Origin of the sequence: Nonomuraea sp. NPDC048881 (genome assembly GCF_040649795.1) — a bacterium.
Classification (GTDB): Bacteria; Actinomycetota; Actinomycetes; order Streptosporangiales; family Streptosporangiaceae; genus Nonomuraea.
The window spans coordinates 47,749-64,480 of the sequence record NZ_JBEZGC010000014.1 but is presented as its reverse complement, the minus strand read 5'-3'; the positions used below and the strand labels follow the sequence as shown (position 1 = coordinate 64,480).

At 71.1% G+C, this 16,732-nt stretch carries 15 protein-coding genes; 11 read left to right on the top strand and 4 right to left on the bottom strand.

The genetic code is table 11. The annotated features are described in order from the left end of the window. The first annotated feature begins 115 nt into the window (after positions 1–115). Entirely contained in the window at positions 116–1,072 is a 957-nt protein-coding gene (locus AB0C33_RS37310; RefSeq protein WP_358296418.1) for a LysR family transcriptional regulator, read from the top strand. A 25-nt stretch (positions 1,073–1,097) separates the two neighbouring features. Here AB0C33_RS37310 and AB0C33_RS37305 read toward each other — a convergent pair whose 3' ends face one another. The 4 genes from AB0C33_RS37305 to AB0C33_RS37290 form a co-directional block, all read right to left on the bottom strand. Continuing rightward, positions 1,098–3,089: an ABC transporter ATP-binding protein gene (locus tag AB0C33_RS37305; RefSeq protein ID WP_358296416.1), complete on the bottom strand. Its 1,992-nt coding sequence runs from the start codon at positions 3,087–3,089 to the stop codon at positions 1,098–1,100. Between the two features lie 12 nt (positions 3,090–3,101). Continuing rightward, a complete protein-coding gene (locus AB0C33_RS37300) occupies positions 3,102–4,007 on the bottom strand; it encodes an ABC transporter permease (protein WP_358296413.1) in 906 nt (301 codons plus the stop codon). Further along, entirely contained in the window at positions 4,004–4,966 is a 963-nt protein-coding gene (locus AB0C33_RS37295; protein WP_357983673.1) for an ABC transporter permease, read from the bottom strand. Before AB0C33_RS37295 ends, AB0C33_RS37300 begins: the two co-directional genes overlap by 4 nt. A gap of 67 nt (positions 4,967–5,033) precedes the next feature. Beyond that, the gene (locus AB0C33_RS37290) at positions 5,034–6,845 is read right to left on the bottom strand and encodes a peptide ABC transporter substrate-binding protein (RefSeq protein ID WP_358296410.1); all 1,812 of its coding nucleotides are present in this window, start codon (positions 6,843–6,845) and stop codon (positions 5,034–5,036) included. A gap of 220 nt (positions 6,846–7,065) precedes the next feature. On the opposite strand from AB0C33_RS37290, the gene AB0C33_RS37285 reads away from it, so the two are divergent. From AB0C33_RS37285 to AB0C33_RS37240, 10 genes are all read left to right on the top strand, one after another. Beyond that, positions 7,066–8,214, top strand: a complete 1,149-nt coding sequence (locus AB0C33_RS37285; RefSeq protein ID WP_358296407.1) for an ROK family transcriptional regulator — start codon at positions 7,066–7,068, stop codon at positions 8,212–8,214. An 18-nt stretch (positions 8,215–8,232) separates the two neighbouring features. After that, positions 8,233–9,708, top strand: a complete 1,476-nt coding sequence (locus AB0C33_RS37280) for a M81 family metallopeptidase (RefSeq protein ID WP_358296404.1) — start codon at positions 8,233–8,235, stop codon at positions 9,706–9,708. Between the two features lie 126 nt (positions 9,709–9,834). Beyond that, positions 9,835–11,637, top strand: a complete 1,803-nt coding sequence (locus AB0C33_RS37275) for a serine protease (RefSeq protein ID WP_358296401.1) — start codon at positions 9,835–9,837, stop codon at positions 11,635–11,637. A gap of 133 nt (positions 11,638–11,770) precedes the next feature. Further along, the gene (locus tag AB0C33_RS37270) at positions 11,771–12,160 is read left to right on the top strand and encodes a VOC family protein (RefSeq protein ID WP_352320544.1); all 390 of its coding nucleotides are present in this window, start codon (positions 11,771–11,773) and stop codon (positions 12,158–12,160) included. Between the two features lie 213 nt (positions 12,161–12,373). Continuing rightward, positions 12,374–12,580 (top strand): cold-shock protein, encoded by a 207-nt coding sequence (locus tag AB0C33_RS37265; protein WP_055509312.1) that lies wholly within the window; start codon positions 12,374–12,376, stop codon positions 12,578–12,580. 180 nt (positions 12,581–12,760) lie between these two features. Further along, a complete protein-coding gene (gene asnB / locus AB0C33_RS37260) occupies positions 12,761–14,575 on the top strand; it encodes an asparagine synthase (glutamine-hydrolyzing) (protein WP_358296398.1) in 1,815 nt (604 codons plus the stop codon). A 16-nt stretch (positions 14,576–14,591) separates the two neighbouring features. Further along, on the top strand, positions 14,592–15,485 hold the full coding sequence (locus tag AB0C33_RS37255; RefSeq protein ID WP_358296395.1) for an SseB family protein: 894 nt from the start codon (positions 14,592–14,594) through the stop codon (positions 15,483–15,485). Continuing rightward, positions 15,482–15,886: a hypothetical protein gene (locus AB0C33_RS37250; RefSeq protein WP_358296392.1), complete on the top strand. Its 405-nt coding sequence runs from the start codon at positions 15,482–15,484 to the stop codon at positions 15,884–15,886. The genes AB0C33_RS37255 and AB0C33_RS37250 overlap by 4 nt, the downstream gene beginning before the upstream one ends. Positions 15,887–15,980: 94 nt before the next feature. Beyond that, positions 15,981–16,376: a YbaB/EbfC family nucleoid-associated protein gene (locus AB0C33_RS37245; RefSeq protein ID WP_352360836.1), complete on the top strand. Its 396-nt coding sequence runs from the start codon at positions 15,981–15,983 to the stop codon at positions 16,374–16,376. Continuing rightward, positions 16,373–16,708 carry a hypothetical protein gene (locus AB0C33_RS37240; protein ID WP_358296389.1) on the top strand — a complete coding sequence of 112 codons (336 nt, stop codon included), beginning with the start codon at positions 16,373–16,375 and terminating at the stop codon, positions 16,706–16,708. Before AB0C33_RS37245 ends, AB0C33_RS37240 begins: the two co-directional genes overlap by 4 nt. Positions 16,709–16,732 lie beyond the last annotated feature (24 nt).

Here is a 16,732-nt window from a genome sequence, read left to right as displayed (position 1 = left end):
GGTACGAGTGTGCGGTCCGTCCGGAGGGCGTGGTCATACGACGCCGCATAAGTGTTGCCTATGGGCGTTCCGAAGGCGTCGCCAAGAGCCATCACATGTCACATAATCCTGAGCTATGGACCTGGATCTCCGGCATCTCCGAATGGTCTGTACGATCGCCGAGGCCGGCAGCGTGACCAAAGCGGCCGCACGCCTCGGGCTGTCCCAACCGGCGATCACCACCCAGCTCCGCAGGATCGAGGAGATGGTGGGCGGTGAGCTGTTCACCCGCAGCCGGAACGGCGTCGAACCCACCCAGCTCGGACGTCAGGTCATCGCCCGCGCCCGGATCGTCCTGTCGGAGATCGACTCGCTCTTCGGCGACCTGCACGACGCGAACCCGGCCGTCACCGGGCTGCGGCTCGGGTGCAGCCACCTGGCGTGCGTGGCCAGCGTGGTGGACCGGGTCGGCGAGGCGTTACCCGGCCGGTCGATCTCCCTGCGCATCGAGCCGTCCAGCGTGCAGCTCGCCGACGCGCTCACCCACGGCCAGCTCGACGCCGCGCTCATGGGCATGATCGAGGGGTTCGACGTCCCCCTCACGCCGCCGGTCGTCACCCGCACGCTGGTGCCCAGGTATCCCATCTTCGTGGCCATGGCCGCCGGGCACCCGCTGGCCGAGCAGCCCGAGGTGCACCTGTCCGACCTCAGGAACGAGCGCTGGATCAGCCCGCCCGGCGCCGACGACGGCTCGCTCGCCGCCCTGCGCGCCTCCTGCCGGGCCGCCGGCTTCGAGCCGGACGTGCGCTACGACGCCCCCAGCGGCGCCGGCCGCCCGCTGGTCGCCGCCGGGCTGGGCGTGCGCCTGGTGGACCCGACCTGGCCGGTGCCCGAGGGCACCGCCGTACGGCCGCTGGCAGGCGAGCCGCAGGTCGGGCACCTGGTCATGGCCTGGCGCAGGGACCTGATCGGCGCGGACGCGGCGGCGGCCATCTACCGCGGGCTCGCCGCCGCCTTCGAGGACCACATCGACGACAACCCCCTCTTCCGCCGGTGGTGGGACGAGCACCCGGGCGCCCATCCCCTCCGCTGACGGCCCCGATCGGCGCGCGTGGGCCTCACTCCGCCGTGCGCAGCGGGAAGTGGCAGGCCACCTGGTGCTCGCCGCCCGCCAGCGGCGGCTCGGTCTCGCAGATCTCCTGGGCGAGCGGGCAGCGCGTCCTGAACCGGCATCCCGAGGGCGGGTTCTGCGCGCTGGGCAGCTCGCCCTTGATGGCGACGCTCGTGCGCGGCGCCACGCCCGGCTCGGCCGAGGGCACGGCCTCGATCAGCGCCTGCGTGTACGGGTGCCGGGCCGCCCTGACGACGTCGCGGGCCGGCCCGACCTCGACGAGCTTGCCCAGGTACATGACGCCGATCCGGTCCGACATGTAGTCCACGACGGACAGGTCGTGGCTGATGAACACGTACGACAGGCCCAGCTCGCGCTGCAGGTCGCGCATGAGGTTGAGCACCTGGGCCTGGATGGAGACGTCGAGCGCGCTCACCGGCTCGTCGCACACGATCAGCCGCGGCTCCAGGGCCAGCGACCTGGCCAGCCCGATGCGCTGGAGCTGACCGCCGGAGAACTCGTGCGGGTAGCGGTCGAGCACCCGTCGCGGCAGGCCCACCTGGTCCAGCAGGGTGCCGATGCGGGAGCGGCGGCCGGCCCGGTCGCCGGCCTGCTGGATCTCCAGGGGCTCGGCCAGGATGGAGTCGATGCGCATGCGCGGGTTCATCGCCGCGTAGCTGTCCTGGAACATGAGCTGGACCCGCCGGTGCATGGCGCGGCGGGCGCGCCGGTCGAGCGTGGCGATGTCGGCGCCGTCCACCACGATCTGGCCGGAGGTGGGCTCCTCCAGGCCGACGATCAGCCGGCCCACGGTCGACTTGCCGCAGCCCGACTCGCCCACGAGCCCGAACGTCTCGCCGGGGCGCACGTCGAAGCCGACCCCCGCGACGGCGCTGACCTGCGGCGCCTTGCGGCCCAGCGAGCCCGTGCCGTCGTAGTTCTTGACCAGGTCGCGGACGGACAGGATCGGCGCGGCCCCGGCCTGCGGCCCGGCCCGGTCGGGCCGCGGCCCGGCGGCCTCGGCGCGCGCCCGCGGCTGGAGCACCGGGTGCAGGCAGGCGTGCTGGTGCTCGCCGCCGGACAGGGTCACGTCGGTGGTGCGGCACTCCTCGGTCGCGAAGCGGCAGCGGGGGGCGAACCGGCAGCCGGTCATCGGCCGGGACAGGTCCGGCGGCAGGCCGGGGATGCTGTAGAGCGCGCCGTCGTCGTGCTCGGCCGCGCCGGGCAGCGACTCCATGAGGGCCTCGGTGTAGCGGTGGCGCGGCTGCCGGAACAGCTCGGCGGTGGTCGCGGCCTCCACCACGCGGCCGGCGTACATGACGGCGACCCGGTCGGCGCGGCTGGCGATCACGCCCAGGTCGTGGGTGACCAGGATGACCGCCATCTGGAACTCCTCGCGCAGGTCGTCGATGAGTTCCAGGATCTGGCGCTGGGTGGTGACGTCGAGGGCGGTGGTCGGCTCGTCGGCGATGAGCAGCCGGGGCGAGCAGACCAGGGCCATGGCGATGACCACGCGCTGGCGCATGCCGCCGGAGAGCTGGTGGGGGTAGGCGTCGGCGATCTTGTCTGGACGCGGCATGCCGACCCGGCGCAGGATCTCCACGGCCCGCTCGCGCGCCTCGGCCTTGCCGACGCCCTGGTGGACCCGGAGCGGCTCGGCGACCTGGGCGCCGATGCGCATGGTGGGGTTGAGCGAGGTGAGCGGGTCCTGGAACACCATGCCCATCTCGACGCCGCGGATCCTGCGCATCTCGGCGGGCGGCAGGGACAGCAGGTCGCGGCCCTCGAACAGGATCTCGCCGCCGACGACGCGGCCGCCGGACGGCAGCAGGCCCATGATCGACAGGGCGGTCATGGTCTTGCCGCTGCCCGACTCGCCGACGATGCCGAGCGTCTCGCCCTGCCGCACCTCCAGGTTGACGTGGTCGAGGGCGTGCACGACGCCCTGACGCAGCGGGATGTCGGTGCTGACGTCGCGCAGGCGCAGCAAAGGGCTCATGTTCCGTTCCTCCTAGCGCCGCCGGAGGCGGACCTCGAAGACGTCCCTCAGCCCGTCGCCGATGAAGTTGAAGGCGAGGACGATGAGGATGATGGCGATCCCGGGCGGGTACAGCAGCCACCAGTAGCCGCTGTAGGTGTTGGCGAGGCCGTCGGAGAGCATCCCGCCCCAGTTCGCCGCGGGTGGCGGCACGCCGAGGCCGAGGAAGGACAGGTAGGCGACGTACAGGATGGCGTCGGCGACCTGGAAGGTGGCGTTGACGATCACGGTGCCGATGGCGTTGGGGATGATGTGCCGCCGTACGGCCCGGCCGCCGGTGCCGCCCATCGACCGCATGGCCTGGACGTACTCGCGCGAGCGCAGGGTCAGCGCCTCGCCGCGGACCAGGCGGGCCGGACCCAGCCAGGCGAAGGCGCCGATGATGAGGATGAGCATCGGCACGGTCGGCGTGACGATGGTCGCCATCAGCATGAACAGGAACAGCGAGGGGATCGACATCATCGCGTCGACCACCCGCATCATGGCCGCGTCCACCCAGCCGCTGGTGAAGCCGGCGATGGCGCCCCAGATCGTGCCCACGACCGTGGCCAGCACGCCGGCGGCCAGCCCGACGACGATGGACGTCTGCCCGCCGAGCAGCAGGCGGCCGAGCTGGTCGTAGCCGACGCCGTCGGTGCCCAGCGGGTGGCCCGGGGTGCCGGGGGCCAGGTAGACCGAGGCGAGGTCGGTGTGCACCTGGTCGGTCCGGTAGAACAGCGGGCCGAGGAAGCACAGGCCGCCCAGCACGATGAAGATGATCAGCCCCAGCAGGGCGAGGCGGTTCTCGGCGAAGACGGTCAGCGCCTGACGCCACTGGCCGCGTACGGGCGCCTCTTCGGCGGGGACGGGCGTGCCGGTCGCCTCGGCGGACGCGGTCATGAGCGGGCCGCCGTCCTGAGCCGGACGCGCGGATCGACGGCGGCGTACAGCAGGTCGGCGAGCAGGGCGCCGAGCACGGTCGCGATCGCGATGATCAGCGTGACGCCGAACAGGATCGGGAAGTCCCGCTTCAGCGCCGCCTGCCAGAACAGCTGGCCCATGCCGGGGTAGTTGAACAGGGCCTCGACGACCAGGGCGCCGCTGAACAGCGCGGGCAGGTACATCCCGAGCAGGGTGATGACCGGGAACAGGCCGTTGCGCAGCGTGTGCCGGGCGACGACGCGCGCCTCCGACAGGCCCTTGCTGCGGGCGGTGCGCACGTAGTTCTCGTTGAGGTTGTCGACCATCGAGGAGCGCACGTACCGCGAGTAGACGGCGACGGTCACGATGGCGAGCGTGACGGTGGGCAGGACGAGCCCGGCCGGATCGGCCAGCACCTCACCGAGGGTGAACCCCTGCGAGGCCTCCGGCGGCAGGATCGGCCAGACCTGCGAGAAGAGAATGATCATCATGAGACCCATGAAGAAGATCGGCGTGGCGTAGGCCAGCAGCGACAGGGTGGTGATCGTGTAGTCGGGCCACCGGTTGCGCCGCATCGCCTGGACGACGCCGAGCGGGATGGCGACGACGACGGCCAGCATCGTCGAGAACAACGACAACACCATGGTCTTGGGCAGCCGCTGGCCGATGGCCTCGGCCACCGACTGGTTGAGCTGGAAGGAGTAGCCGAGGTCGCCGCGCAGGAGGCGGCCGATGAACATGACGTACTGCTGGATCCAGGGGCGGTCGTAGCCCATTTCGTGGTCGAACGCCGCCAGCTGGGCCAGCGTCGCGTCCTTGCCCAGGGTGGCCCGCGCCGCGCCGCCCGGCAGGAGATGCAGGATGACGAACGTGATCATCGTGACCAGCACGACGATGATCAGGGCCTGGCCCAAGCGGGTGATCAGATACCGGGCCACGCGGGGCCCCTCCTTGTTCCAGGGACCCCGGCGACCCCCGCACGGGCCGCCGGAGTCGGGGACGGTCTCAGCTCTTCCAGGACCAGTCCTGGAAGAACATGTTGTTCATCGGGTCCTGCGTGACGCCCTGGAGCCCGGAGCGGTACGCCGAGATCTGGTAGACGGGGTTCGGCATCCACAACACCGGCAGGTCCTGGGCCAGCCGGTCGTTGTACGCCTTGAGCGTCGCCTCGTCGTCGGCGAACTGGGTGGCCTCGATGAGCTTGTCGGCCTCGGGGTCGCTGTAGCTGCCCAGGTTGACCGGGGCGTCGGTGGCGAACAGCCGCTCGCCGCTGGGGAAGGCCGGGTAGTACCAGCTGCCCTGCGAGCCGAAGAACGACATGTCCCACGAGCAGTTGGAGTCCGACGGCTTGCACGCCGGGGTGACCGCGACCGAGTCCGGCACTTCCTTGATGGTGAGCTGGATGCCCAGCTTGGACATCTGCGACTTGATCTCGGCGAACATCTTGGTCGTCGCGGCGAAGCCGGTCTGGCTGGTGACGGTGAAGGCCAGCTTCGCGCCGGACTTGACGCCCTCGCCGCACTGGTCGGCGCCGCTACCCGGCTTCTGGCAGGTCGTCTGCCCGTCGGGGGTCACCTGCCAGCCGTGGCTCTCCAGGAGCTGCTTGGCCTTGGCCGGGTCGAAGGGGTAGGCGCAGCCTTCGCTGGAGCCGTTCGTGCCGGGCTTGGCCGGGACGGGCCCACAGGTCGGGGCCGCCATGCCGGACCAGATGGCCTTGCTGATGGTCGGCTGGTCGATGAGCGACTGCAGGGCCTGGCGCAGGTAGAGCTGCTTGAACAGGGGGCCCGAGTCGGGGTTGTTGAAGTTGAGCTGAAGGTAGGTGATGGACCAGCCGTACCAGGGGGCGATCTGGTAGCCCTTCGACTCCAGGTACTTCTGCTGCGACAGGTTGGCCGGCGGCACGTAGCCGTAGTCGATCTGGCCGGCGCGCAGCACGTTGAACTCGGCGTCGTCGCTGGTGAAGGGGCGCAGCGTGACCGACTTGAGCTTCGGCTTGTCGCTGCCGGAGTAGTTCGCGCGGGCGGTGAGGACGACCTCGCCGTTCGGCACGTACTTCTCCAGCTTCCACGGGCCGCTGTTGACCTGCCACAGCTCGTTGGTCGCGTACGTCTTGGGGTCCTTCGACGCGGCGGTGAGGAAGTCGAAGACCTTCTTGGCGCCCTCGGGGGTGGTGTCGAGGTCGCTCACCTTGCCGGTGGCCGAGTCCTTGTCCCAGACGTGCTGGGGCAGCGGCACGATGCGGTTGAGCTGGTTGCCGACGAACCACCCGGTGTTGTACGTCTTCGTGGTCGTCAGGGAGAAGGTCTTGTCGTCCTTCACCTTGAACTCGGCGATGTTGTCCGGGAAGCCGCCCTCCCGGTAGGACGCCCACTTGTCCTTGTTCGCGGTGACGAGATTCCACCAGAACTGGATGTCACGGGTGGTGACGGGCTTGCCGTCGGACCACGTGTTGTCCTTCAGCGTGATCGTCAGCGTCTTGCCGCCGTCGCTCACCTCGGGCGGTTCGGCCATCGAGCGCCCGGGGTCGATGTTGTACTTCGCCGAGCCGTCCAGCAGGTACTCGTACAGGTGACGGTACTGGGCGGAGCCGAAGATGACGTTCTCGCCCTGGGTGAAGCCGGGTGCCGAGATCGGCAGGATCCAGTTCGGGGTCCTGAGGGCGACGGTCACGCCGTCCTTGCTCTGGCCCCCGCTCTGGGCGCCCTTCTGCGCGCCGCCGGCGGACCCGCTGCACGCGGTCAGCGCCAGCCCGAGGGCCAGCACGCCCGCCAGGGCGCCGGTGCCGCGGAGCCCGCGCCGGTGGAATCTGCTCCCCATGGGATCTCCTCGGTTGACGTCGCACGGCGCCCTGCGCTTACCGGGGGGCCTGGTGCGTTCGATGCGGAGAATGTATAGATGGTCCCGCATGAAGTCAACGGAACTAATTCGCTTTGTTCGCAGACTTCTTTCGGTTTAGAGTCGAAGTCGCCGGTGCCTCATGATGGGGCTCTGTTGCGACGACGGGCCTGCCGGGGAACCGGCCTGAAAGAGGAGCGGCATGCCGGAGCCATCGAGTCCCGCCAACCTGCGTGAGCAGGCGCTCAGCCTCTTGGCCAGCGGTGCGGCGACGTCGCGCGCCGATCTGGTGGAGACCCTCCAGGTGGCTCCGTCCACGGTCTCCAGCGTGGTCCGGCGGCTGCTGGAGGAGGGCGCCATCCTGGAGGAGGGCGTCGGCCGCTCCACCGGCGGGCGCCGGCCGCGGATCCTGCGGCTGCGCGACGTCCCGGGCGCCTTCGCGGTGTCCGAGCTGGGCGCCCAGCACGCGCGCGTGGGGCTGTGCGCGCCCGACGGCCGGCTGCTGGCCGTACGGGAGATCGCCACCGACATAGCGGAAGGGCCCGGCCAGGTCTTCGACGCCATCTGGCGGGCGTACGAGCAGCTCAGCACCGCCAAGGCCCCCGGCCAGACGCTGCTCGGCATCGGCGTCGCGCTGCCCGGCCCGGTCGAGTACCCGCACGGCCGGCTGATCGGCCCGGCCCGGATGCCCGGCTGGAGCGGCTTCGACGCCCAGACCCACCTGAGGGAGCGCTTCGGCGTGCCCGCGGTCGTCGACAACGACGCCAAGGCCGCCGCCATCGGCGAGTACGTCAGCCGGGGCCGCGACCCCGGCGACATGATCTACGTCAAGGCCGGCACCGGCATCGGCGGCTGCCTGGTCAGCGGCGGCCAGATCTACCGCGGCGGCCGCGGCCTCAGCGGCGACGTCACCCACGTGCGGGTGGCCGACAGCGGCGAGCGCGAGTGCTCCTGCGGCAGCCGCGGCTGCCTGGAGACGGTGGCCAGCGGCGCCGCCCTGGTCCGCCAGCTCAAGGACCGCGGCCTGCGGGTCAGCACGCCGCGCGACGTCGTCGCCGCCACCGTCGACGCCGAGCCGTCCGTCGTGACCCTGGTGCGCCACGCCGGCGAGCTGCTCGGGGTCGCCCTGTCCGGCCTGGTCAACTTCCTCAACCCCGACGCCGTCGTCATCGGCGGCGCGCTGTCCAGCCTCGACGTCTACGTGGCCGCCGCCCGGAGCATGCTCTACAAGCGCTGCCTGCCGTCCATGACCCAGTCACTGTCCATCGAGGCCAGCGCCGCCGGCCCGGACGCCGCCCTGATCGGCCTCGGGCACCTCGTGCGCGCCTCGGCCGACGTCCGTCCCTCCTAGGCAAGGAGTCCCCCGCCCGTGTCCCGTCCCCTCCGCGTCGCCGTCGGCGGCGTGCACATCGAGTCCAGCACCTTCTCCCCGCACCTGAGCACCGCCGCCGACTTCGAGGTCACCCGCGGTGACGCCCTGCTGGCTCGGTACGGCTGGCTCGCCGAGCCGTGGGCGGCCGACGTCGAGTGGATCCCGCTCGTGCACGCCCGCGCCCTGCCCGGCGGGGCCGTGGCCAGGGAGACCTACGACGCCTGGGCCGCCGAGATCGCCGCCGGGCTGGCCTCCGCGGGCCCGGTGGACGGCGTCCTGCTCGACATCCACGGCGCGATGAGCGTGGTCGGGCTGGAGGACGCCGAGGGCGACCTGATCACGGTGGTCCGCTCGGTGACCGGCGGTCAGCCGTTCGTCTCGGCGGCCATGGACCTGCACGGCAACGTCTCCCACCGGTTCTTCGCCGGCTGCGACCTGCTCACCTGCTACCGCACCGCCCCGCACGTCGACGTCTGGGAGACCCGCGAGCGCGCCGCGCGCAACCTGGTGGCGGCCCTGCGCCGCGGGCAGCGTCCGCACAAGGCGCTCGTGCACGTGCCGATCCTGCTGCCCGGCGAGATGACCAGCACGCGCGTCGAGCCGGCCAAGGGCCTCTACGCCCGCGTCCCCGAGATCGAGGCCAGGGACGGCGTCATCGACGCGGCCATCTGGATCGGCTTCGCCTGGGCCGACGAGCCCCGCTGCCGCGGCGCGGTGGTCGCCACCGGCACCGACGCCGACGCCACCGCCGCGGCCGCCCGCGAGCTGGGCGAGCAGTTCTGGGCGGCGCGCGACGCCTTCACCTTCGTCGCGCCCACCGGTTCCATGGACGACTGCCTCGACCAGGCGCTGACCGCGGTCAAGGACCCGGCCCGGCGCCCGTTCTTCATCAGCGACTCGGGCGACAACCCCGGCGCGGGCGGCGCCGACGACGTCACCTTCGCCCTCGAACGCATGCTGGCCCGTCCCGAGATCGCCGGCGGCTCGGTCCGCGCGGTTTACGCCTCGCTGGTCGATCCCGAGGCCGTGGCCCAGGTCGCCGGCCTCGCGCCGGGCTCGCCGGTCAGCCTGCGCGTCGGCGGCCGGATCGACGCCCGCGAGCCGGGGCCGCTGCCGATCGAGGGCGTGCTGGAGGCGGTCGCCGACGACCCCGACGGCGGGTTGTGCGTCAGCGTGCGGGTGGGCGGTCTGAGCGTGTTCGTCACCTCCCGGCGCATGCAGTACCGCGAGCTGGCCTCCTACGCCCGGCTGGGCGTCCAGGTGGACGACGTCGACCTGGTGACGGTCAAGATCGGCTATCTGGAGCCCGAGTTGTTCGACGCGGCCGGCGACTGGCTGCTCGCGCTCACGCCGGGCGGGGTCGACCAGGACCTGCAGCGCCTGCCGTACGAGCGCCTGGCCCGGCCGGTCTTCCCCCTCGACCGCGACTTCGAGGCCGACCTCACCGTGATCACCGGCCCACAGACGCCCTGACGCGCCGGCCCCCTCCGGCACCGGACCCGGCAGGGCTTGAAGGGGGCTCCCAGTCGGCTCCAAGCCAGGAACAAGAGGGCTAACTCATCATTTCCGCCTGTGAGCGGATATTTCAGGAAAAGGCTGATGAGGGTCGCCGCGGGTGCGGCGGTCGTCGCGGCGGTCATGCTGCCCGCGCTGCCGGCGGCCGCCGACGGCGCCCCCGACGAGCGGCCCGACATCCCGGTAGGCACCTGGCTGGCGGCGCGTACGCAGCCCGCGGTGCAGCTGACCAGCTTCACCTACACGGCGACGGTGTCCGTCCCGTCCAACACGATCAACGAGGCGGCCTACAACCAGATCGTCCAGGAGGCCGTCGCCGCCGTCCAGTCCGGCAAGATCTCCTCGGACGAGCGCAGCATCGGCAAGTGGGTCTTCCAGCAGATCGCCGCCAACGTGGACACCTACGTGTCCTCGACCACGCCGATGCGTACGGTCGAGGCCGAGGTCGGCGGCATGTGCACCGGCTGGTGGGTCACCCCCGACGGCTACATGGTCACCGGCGCGCACTGCGTCCAGGTCGGCGAGACCGAGCTCAGCCAGCTCTTCGCCCAGCAGGCGCTGGCCAAGTTCAACAAGCAGGACGCCAAGGAGATCATCAGCGGCCTGGGCGACCTCAAGAACGACGAGGAGATCCTCAAGCTCGCCCAGCAGATCTACGTCACGTTCAACTCGACCCACATGCAGCTCAGCAACCTCAAGCAGAGCCTGTCGGTCATGCAGAGCCTGCCCGGCGGCGGGGTGGACAAGACGGCCAAGGCGGTCCCGGCCGAGCTGGTGTCGGTCGGCGAGAGCTACCCGGGCAAGGACTTCGCGCTGCTCAAGGTGAACGGCCAGCAGAACCTGCCGACCGTGCCGCTCGGCGACGACGCCGACGTGCGCACCGGTGACACGCTCTACATCAGCGGCTTCCCCGGCCTGGTCACCAACACGCCGTTCTTCAGCCTGGAGTCGAAGCTGGAGCCGGCCCTGACCGAGGGCCCGTACAACGCCAAGCGCACCACGCAGACCGGCGTGCCGTACATCCAGACGCAGGCGCCGTCCTACCACGGCAACTCCGGCGGGCCGGTGTTCAGCAAGGACGGCAAGGTCGTCGGCATGCTGATCGCGGGCACGGTGAGCGAGGGCGGCGAGGCGTCGGAGAGCGAGAGCTTCGTCCTGCCGGTCGGCATCATCAAGGAGAAGCTCGGCGAGAAGAACGTCAAGCCCGCCCAGGCCGTCACGACGACCCGGTACAACGAGGCGCTCAACGACTTCTTCCGGCACTACTACTCCGACGCGCTGCCGAAGTTCCGCGAGGTCCAGGCGCTGTTCCCGAACCACCCGTACGTGGCCAAGTACATCAGCGACTCCCAGCAGGCGATCTCCGCGGGCAAGGACGAGACGCCCAAGCCGATCCTCATGTGGGTACTGATCGCCGGCGGCGTGCTGCTGCTCCTGGTGCTGGTCGCGGTCGTGGTCAAGGTCCTGCGCGGACGCCGGCGGCCCCAGCCGGCCATCGTCTCGCCCCAGCCCGGGTACGGCGCGGTGCCGCCGCCCCCGTGGCAGCAGCTGCCCGCGGCCCAGGCCCAGCTCTCGCCGCCGGTGCACCAGGCCCAGAGCCCGTACGGCCACGGCGGCGACGGCTACGGCCCCGGCGGGTACGGCGCGAACGGCCACGCCGCGAGCCCGTACGGCTCGGCCCCGGACGCCCACTTCCACCAGCCCCCTCACCAGCAGCCCTCCTACGAGCAGCCCTCCTACGAGCAGCCCGGCGGCGACCAGACCAGGTCCGTCCGCTACGGCCAGTTCAGCCCGCCCGCGGACCCCAGGTCCGGGCAGGTCGCGGACCTGGAACGGCAGATCGCCGACCTCCAGCGCCGGCTCGGCGACCAGCCCCCGAACGCCTGACGGGCCCGCGTGAGCCGAGTCCCGCCAGACACGTCAGGATGCGTGGCCCCGGAACCCCATGACGGGTTCCGGGGCCACGACGTGTGCCCGCCGGATCCGGGCCGCAGCGCCCGCCGCGGCCTACGATGACCTCGTGGACGTGCTGAGCAGCCGCGTGCTCCTGCGGCCGACCGACCCCGCCCGGACCCGCCGCTTTTACGCCGACACCCTCGGCCTGGCGGTCTACCGCGAGTTCGGCCCCGACGACGATCCCGGCGTGGTGTTCTTCCTCGGCCAGGGTTTCCTTGAGGTCGCCGGGCGTTCCGACGGCCCCGCGACCGGCGGCACGCTGTCGATCTGGTTGCAGGTGCGCGACGTCGGGCGCGAGGAGGAGCGCCTGCGGCAGGCGGGCGTCACGGTGCTGCGCGAGCCGCGGCTGGAGCCGTGGGGCCTGGTCGAGATGTGGATCGCCGACCCCGACGGCCATCGCATCGTCCTGGTGGAGGTGCCGCCCGGCCATCCGCTGCGCCGCGACCCGCGGTGAACCGCCCCGCGTTTGCCTCCGGAGCAGATCGTGTGCTAGCTTTAATCCCGTTGCAGTTGTGGTACCCATAAAAGACTTTGTGCGCACCTGACCTAGCTGGACTTTCAGGTGCGTTTTTGTTTTCCGGTCATCTCCGGGATGGGCTCATCGCGGCGACACGGGGATCCGCACGGTGCGGATCCCGTCTCTGCACGTCATCTGAAGGAGATCGTTATGGCTACCGGTACCGTGAAGTGGTTCAACTCGGAAAAGGGCTTCGGCTTCATCGCGCAGGACGGCGGCGGCGCCGACGTCTTCGCCCACTACTCCAACATCGTCTCCAACGGTGGCTACCGTGAGCTGACCGAGGGCCAGAAGGTGGCCTTCGACGTCGTGCAGGGCCAGAAGGGCCCGCAGGCCGAGAACATCGTTCCCGCCTGACCTCACGCAGCCCGCGTCTGGGCCCGCACCCTCTCCGGGGTGCGGGCCCAGACCGCTTTCAGGGGCATTTGATCGGGTATGGACCGATCAGCTCCGCGCGGTTATGTTGCGAGAGCGTCAGGCACGTTGTCAGACGACGCCGGGGAGCACCACCAGGACTGCGTCTGAGAGGACCCTCGCATGTGCGGCATCGCCGGATGGGTGGACTTCGACCGCGACCTGACCAGCGAACGGGCCACCGCCCTCGCCATGACCGCGACCATGAGCTGCCGGGGCCCCGACGACCAGGGCCTGCACCTCGAACCGCACGCCGCGCTCGGCAACCGCAGGCTCGCCGTCATCGACGTCGAGGGCGGCCACATGCCGATCGAGGCCGAGGGCCTGGCCGTCATCACCTACAGCGGCGAGGTCTACAACTTCCGCGAGCTGCGCGAGGAGCTGGCCGCCAAGGGCCACCGCTTCCGCACCAGAAGCGACACCGAGGTCGTGCTGCGCGGCTACCTGGAATGGGGAGAGGGCGTCGCCGACCGGATCAACGGCATGTACGCCTTCGCCGTCTGGGACGAGCGCGCGCAGGAGCTCGTGCTGATCCGCGACCGCATGGGCATCAAGCCCCTGTTCTACTACCCCCTGCCCAACGGCGTGCTGTTCGGCTCCGAGCCCAAGGCGATCCTGGCCAACCCGCTGGCCCCGCCCGTGGTCGACCTCGACGGCCTGCGCCAGCTCCTCAGCATGGCCACCGTCCGGCAGCGGTCGGTCTACAAGGGCCTGTGCGAGCTGCCGCCCGGCCACCTGCTGCGCGTGGGCCGGCAGGGCGCGCGGCTGCGCCGCTACTGGTCGCTGGAGGGGCGCGAGCACACCGACGACCTCGACACGACCGTACGCACGGTGCGCGAGCTGCTCGACGACATCGTCGGCCGGCAGCTGATCTCCGACGTGCCGCTCTGCACGCTGCTCTCCGGCGGCCTCGACTCCAGCGTCGTCACCGCGCTGGCCAGGACGCACGGCCCGATCCGCTCCTTCGCCGTGGACTACGCCGGGTACGCCGAGCACTTCCGGGCCGACGAGTACCGCGGCGACCCCGACCGGCCGTTCGTGCGGATGCTGGCCGAGCACGTCGGCTCCGAGCACACCGACATCGTCCTCGGGCCGGCGGAGCTGGCCGACCCCGGGCTGCGGGCCTCGGTCGTCCGGGCCTGGGACGCGCCGAGCTTCCTGGGCGACATGAACTCCTCCCTCTACATGCTGTTCCGCGCCATCCGCGAGCATTCGACCGTGGCGCTGTCCGGCGAGTCCGCCGACGAGATCTTCGGCGGGTACGCCTGGTTCCACCTGCCGCAGACGGTCGAGGCCGACACCTTCCCGTGGCTGGCGATGGTGATGCGCGAGCAGCAGCCGACCGACATGCTCGACAAGTCGTTGATCCGGCAGCTCGACCTGGACGCCTACACCGCCGACGGCTACCGTACGGCGCTGGCCGAGGTGCCCCACGTGGCCGGGCAGGACGCCCGCGAGCGGCGCATGCGCGAGATCTGCTACCTGCACCTCACCCGCTTCCTGCCCTTCCTGCTCGACCGCAAGGACCGGATGAGCATGGCCGTCGGGCTGGAGGTGCGCGTGCCGTTCTGCGACCACCGGCTGGTCGACTACGTGTTCAACACACCCTGGTCGATGAAGACGTTCGACGGCAGGGAGAAGAGCCTGCTGCGGGCGGCCGGGGCCGACCTGCTGCCCGAGCCCATCGTGCGCCGGGTCAAGGCCCCGTACCCGGTGACCCAGGACGTGGGCTACGAGCAGGCGCTCCGGGACGCGCTGCGCGAGCTGGCCGCCGACAAGGACGCCCCGGTGCTGCAGCTGCTCGACGCCGACGCCGTCCGCGAGGCCGCCTTCGCGCCGGCCGAGAAGGTGACGACCACGATGAGCAGGTACGGCCTGGAGCTGGCGCTGGATCTGAACGTCTGGCTGACCACCTACGGCGTGCGCCTGGAGGTGTAGCGGGCACACTGGGCGGATGACGTCCACTGATCATCTGCCGGCCACGCCGTTCGAGGAACAGTTGTGGGCGGCCCACCAGGACGGGCAGACCGCCCTGTGCCTGGGCCTGCTCCGCGACGCCGACCTGGCGTTGCCGATCACCGCCGCCGCGGCGGCCGGGACCGAGCCGCCCGCCTGGGCGACGGCCACGGACTCCGGCCGTACGTGGGTGCTCGCCTTCACCTCGGTCGAGGCGATGGTGACCGCGACCGGCGGCCTGGCCACGCACTGCCGGATCGTCTCGCCCGCCGAGCTGGCGGCCGGCTGGCCGGACCCGCGATGGGGCCTGGCGGTCAACCCGGGCCTCGGGGCCTCGTTCCTGCTGGAGCCCGGGACGCTGGCCAGGCTGGCGGTGCCCACGCTCGTCCAGGACCTGCGGCTCGCGCCCGGGTCGGGGGTGCCGGTGGTGCAGAAGCTGCTGTCCCCGGCCGACATCGCCGACCTGCTGGCGACGGCCGAGCCGCGCGTCTCCGGCTACTGCCACCACGCCCTCGACGTCTCGCACATCGCCACGCCCACGGTGCTGGCCGACGCGCTGAAGCAGCCCGGCATGCTGACCGAGAGCGGCTCGCTGAACATCCTGCGCTGGCATCCCGTCGGCCTCGACCTCTACCGCACCCCGTACGGCGGGCTCGACGAGCAGGGCCGGGACGCGGTGGCCGGCTGGGTGGTCGAGGAGCCGCCGTTCGTGGGCATGGGCCTGGTGCCCAACGTCGACCAGGTCATCCGCGAGTACAAGGTGTACGGCGTCGGCCTGCCGCACGGCGCGGAGATCTGGGAGCTCACCCACGAGGGCACCGAGCACCGGCGCGCGCTCTACCACGGCGACCTGCGGCGATGGCTGCTGATCGGCCGGAAGGCGGCGGCATGACCTGGCACTTCTACCGCGCCCACTGGCAGGGCGCCGACTACGTGGCCAGCCCCGAGCCGCACCCCCTTGAGCTGTGGGTACGCCTGCGCGTCACCGGCCCGGCCGACGGCTTCGAGGAGGTCGAGCCCGGCTGTCACGTCCGCACGGTGCCGTTCACCGAGTGCGCGTCCCTGCAGTTCGTCACCACGGAGTGCACCTGGCGGGGCGAGCGGTTCCAGGTGCACGACGAGCGGGACGGCCTGCTCCTGCTCGAATACCTGGGCGGCTCCGCGCCCGCGGCGCTCGCGCTGGGGTTGGAGCGGGTCGAGCGGGGGGTGTACCGGGCGTGGGCCCCGCGGACGGAGATCACCGAGCTCCGCGAGGAAGTTGTGGCGATAAGTCCACAGGATGGGCCTTTTTGAAGATTGGCTCTTGTCTCCTGTTGTTCATGTGACAGAAACTGACCTGAAAGGTGCATGTGACGTAAGAAACACGCGGCATGGGGGCGGGGGTGTCATGGATTCTCCTGACGTGGCGGGGATGCGGGCATACGGCGACGAGCTGCGCGACATGTTCCGCCAGATCCAGGACGTGGGCATGGAGCTGCACCAGCAGGCCAAGGCCGTCCAGGTGACCGAGACCTCGAAGGACGGCCTGGTGTCGGTCACCGTCGGCTCGCGCGGCGAGCTGATCCGGCTCGACCTCGACCCGCGCATCTACCGCCGCCCCGACGCCCGTCAGCTCGCCGACACCATCGCCGAGACCACTCGCCTGGCCGCCGAGCGCGCCCAGGAGCGCGTCACCGAGATCTTCGAGCCGGTGATCCCGCGCGAGGACTTCCAGGCGCATCTGAGCGGCGATCTCGAAACCGTCATGGCCCGGCTCGCCGACCGCATGGGAGGCAGCCGATGAGGCCCTGGGACGGCACCCAGATCATCAAGCCCGTCGTGGACTCGGGCATCTCCCAGTGGACCACCGTGGCCGAGGACTGGGAGAAGGAGTCCGAGCGGCTGGTCGCCGCGGTCGTCGAGGCGCTGGCCGCCGCGCCCTGGGGCAACGGCGCCGAGGGCCAGGCGTTCATGAACTCCCATTTCCGCGACGACGGCCCCAACCGCATGCTCAACCAGTGCGTCGAGCTGTCCAAGCAGATGATGGACGCGTGCGGCAGGCTGCGCGCGAGCATCGACAACACCCTCGGCGTGGACGCCGCCATCGAGCAAGACCTCAAGGCACGAGAGGTCTGACGCGTGACGCACAGCGCCACCGGC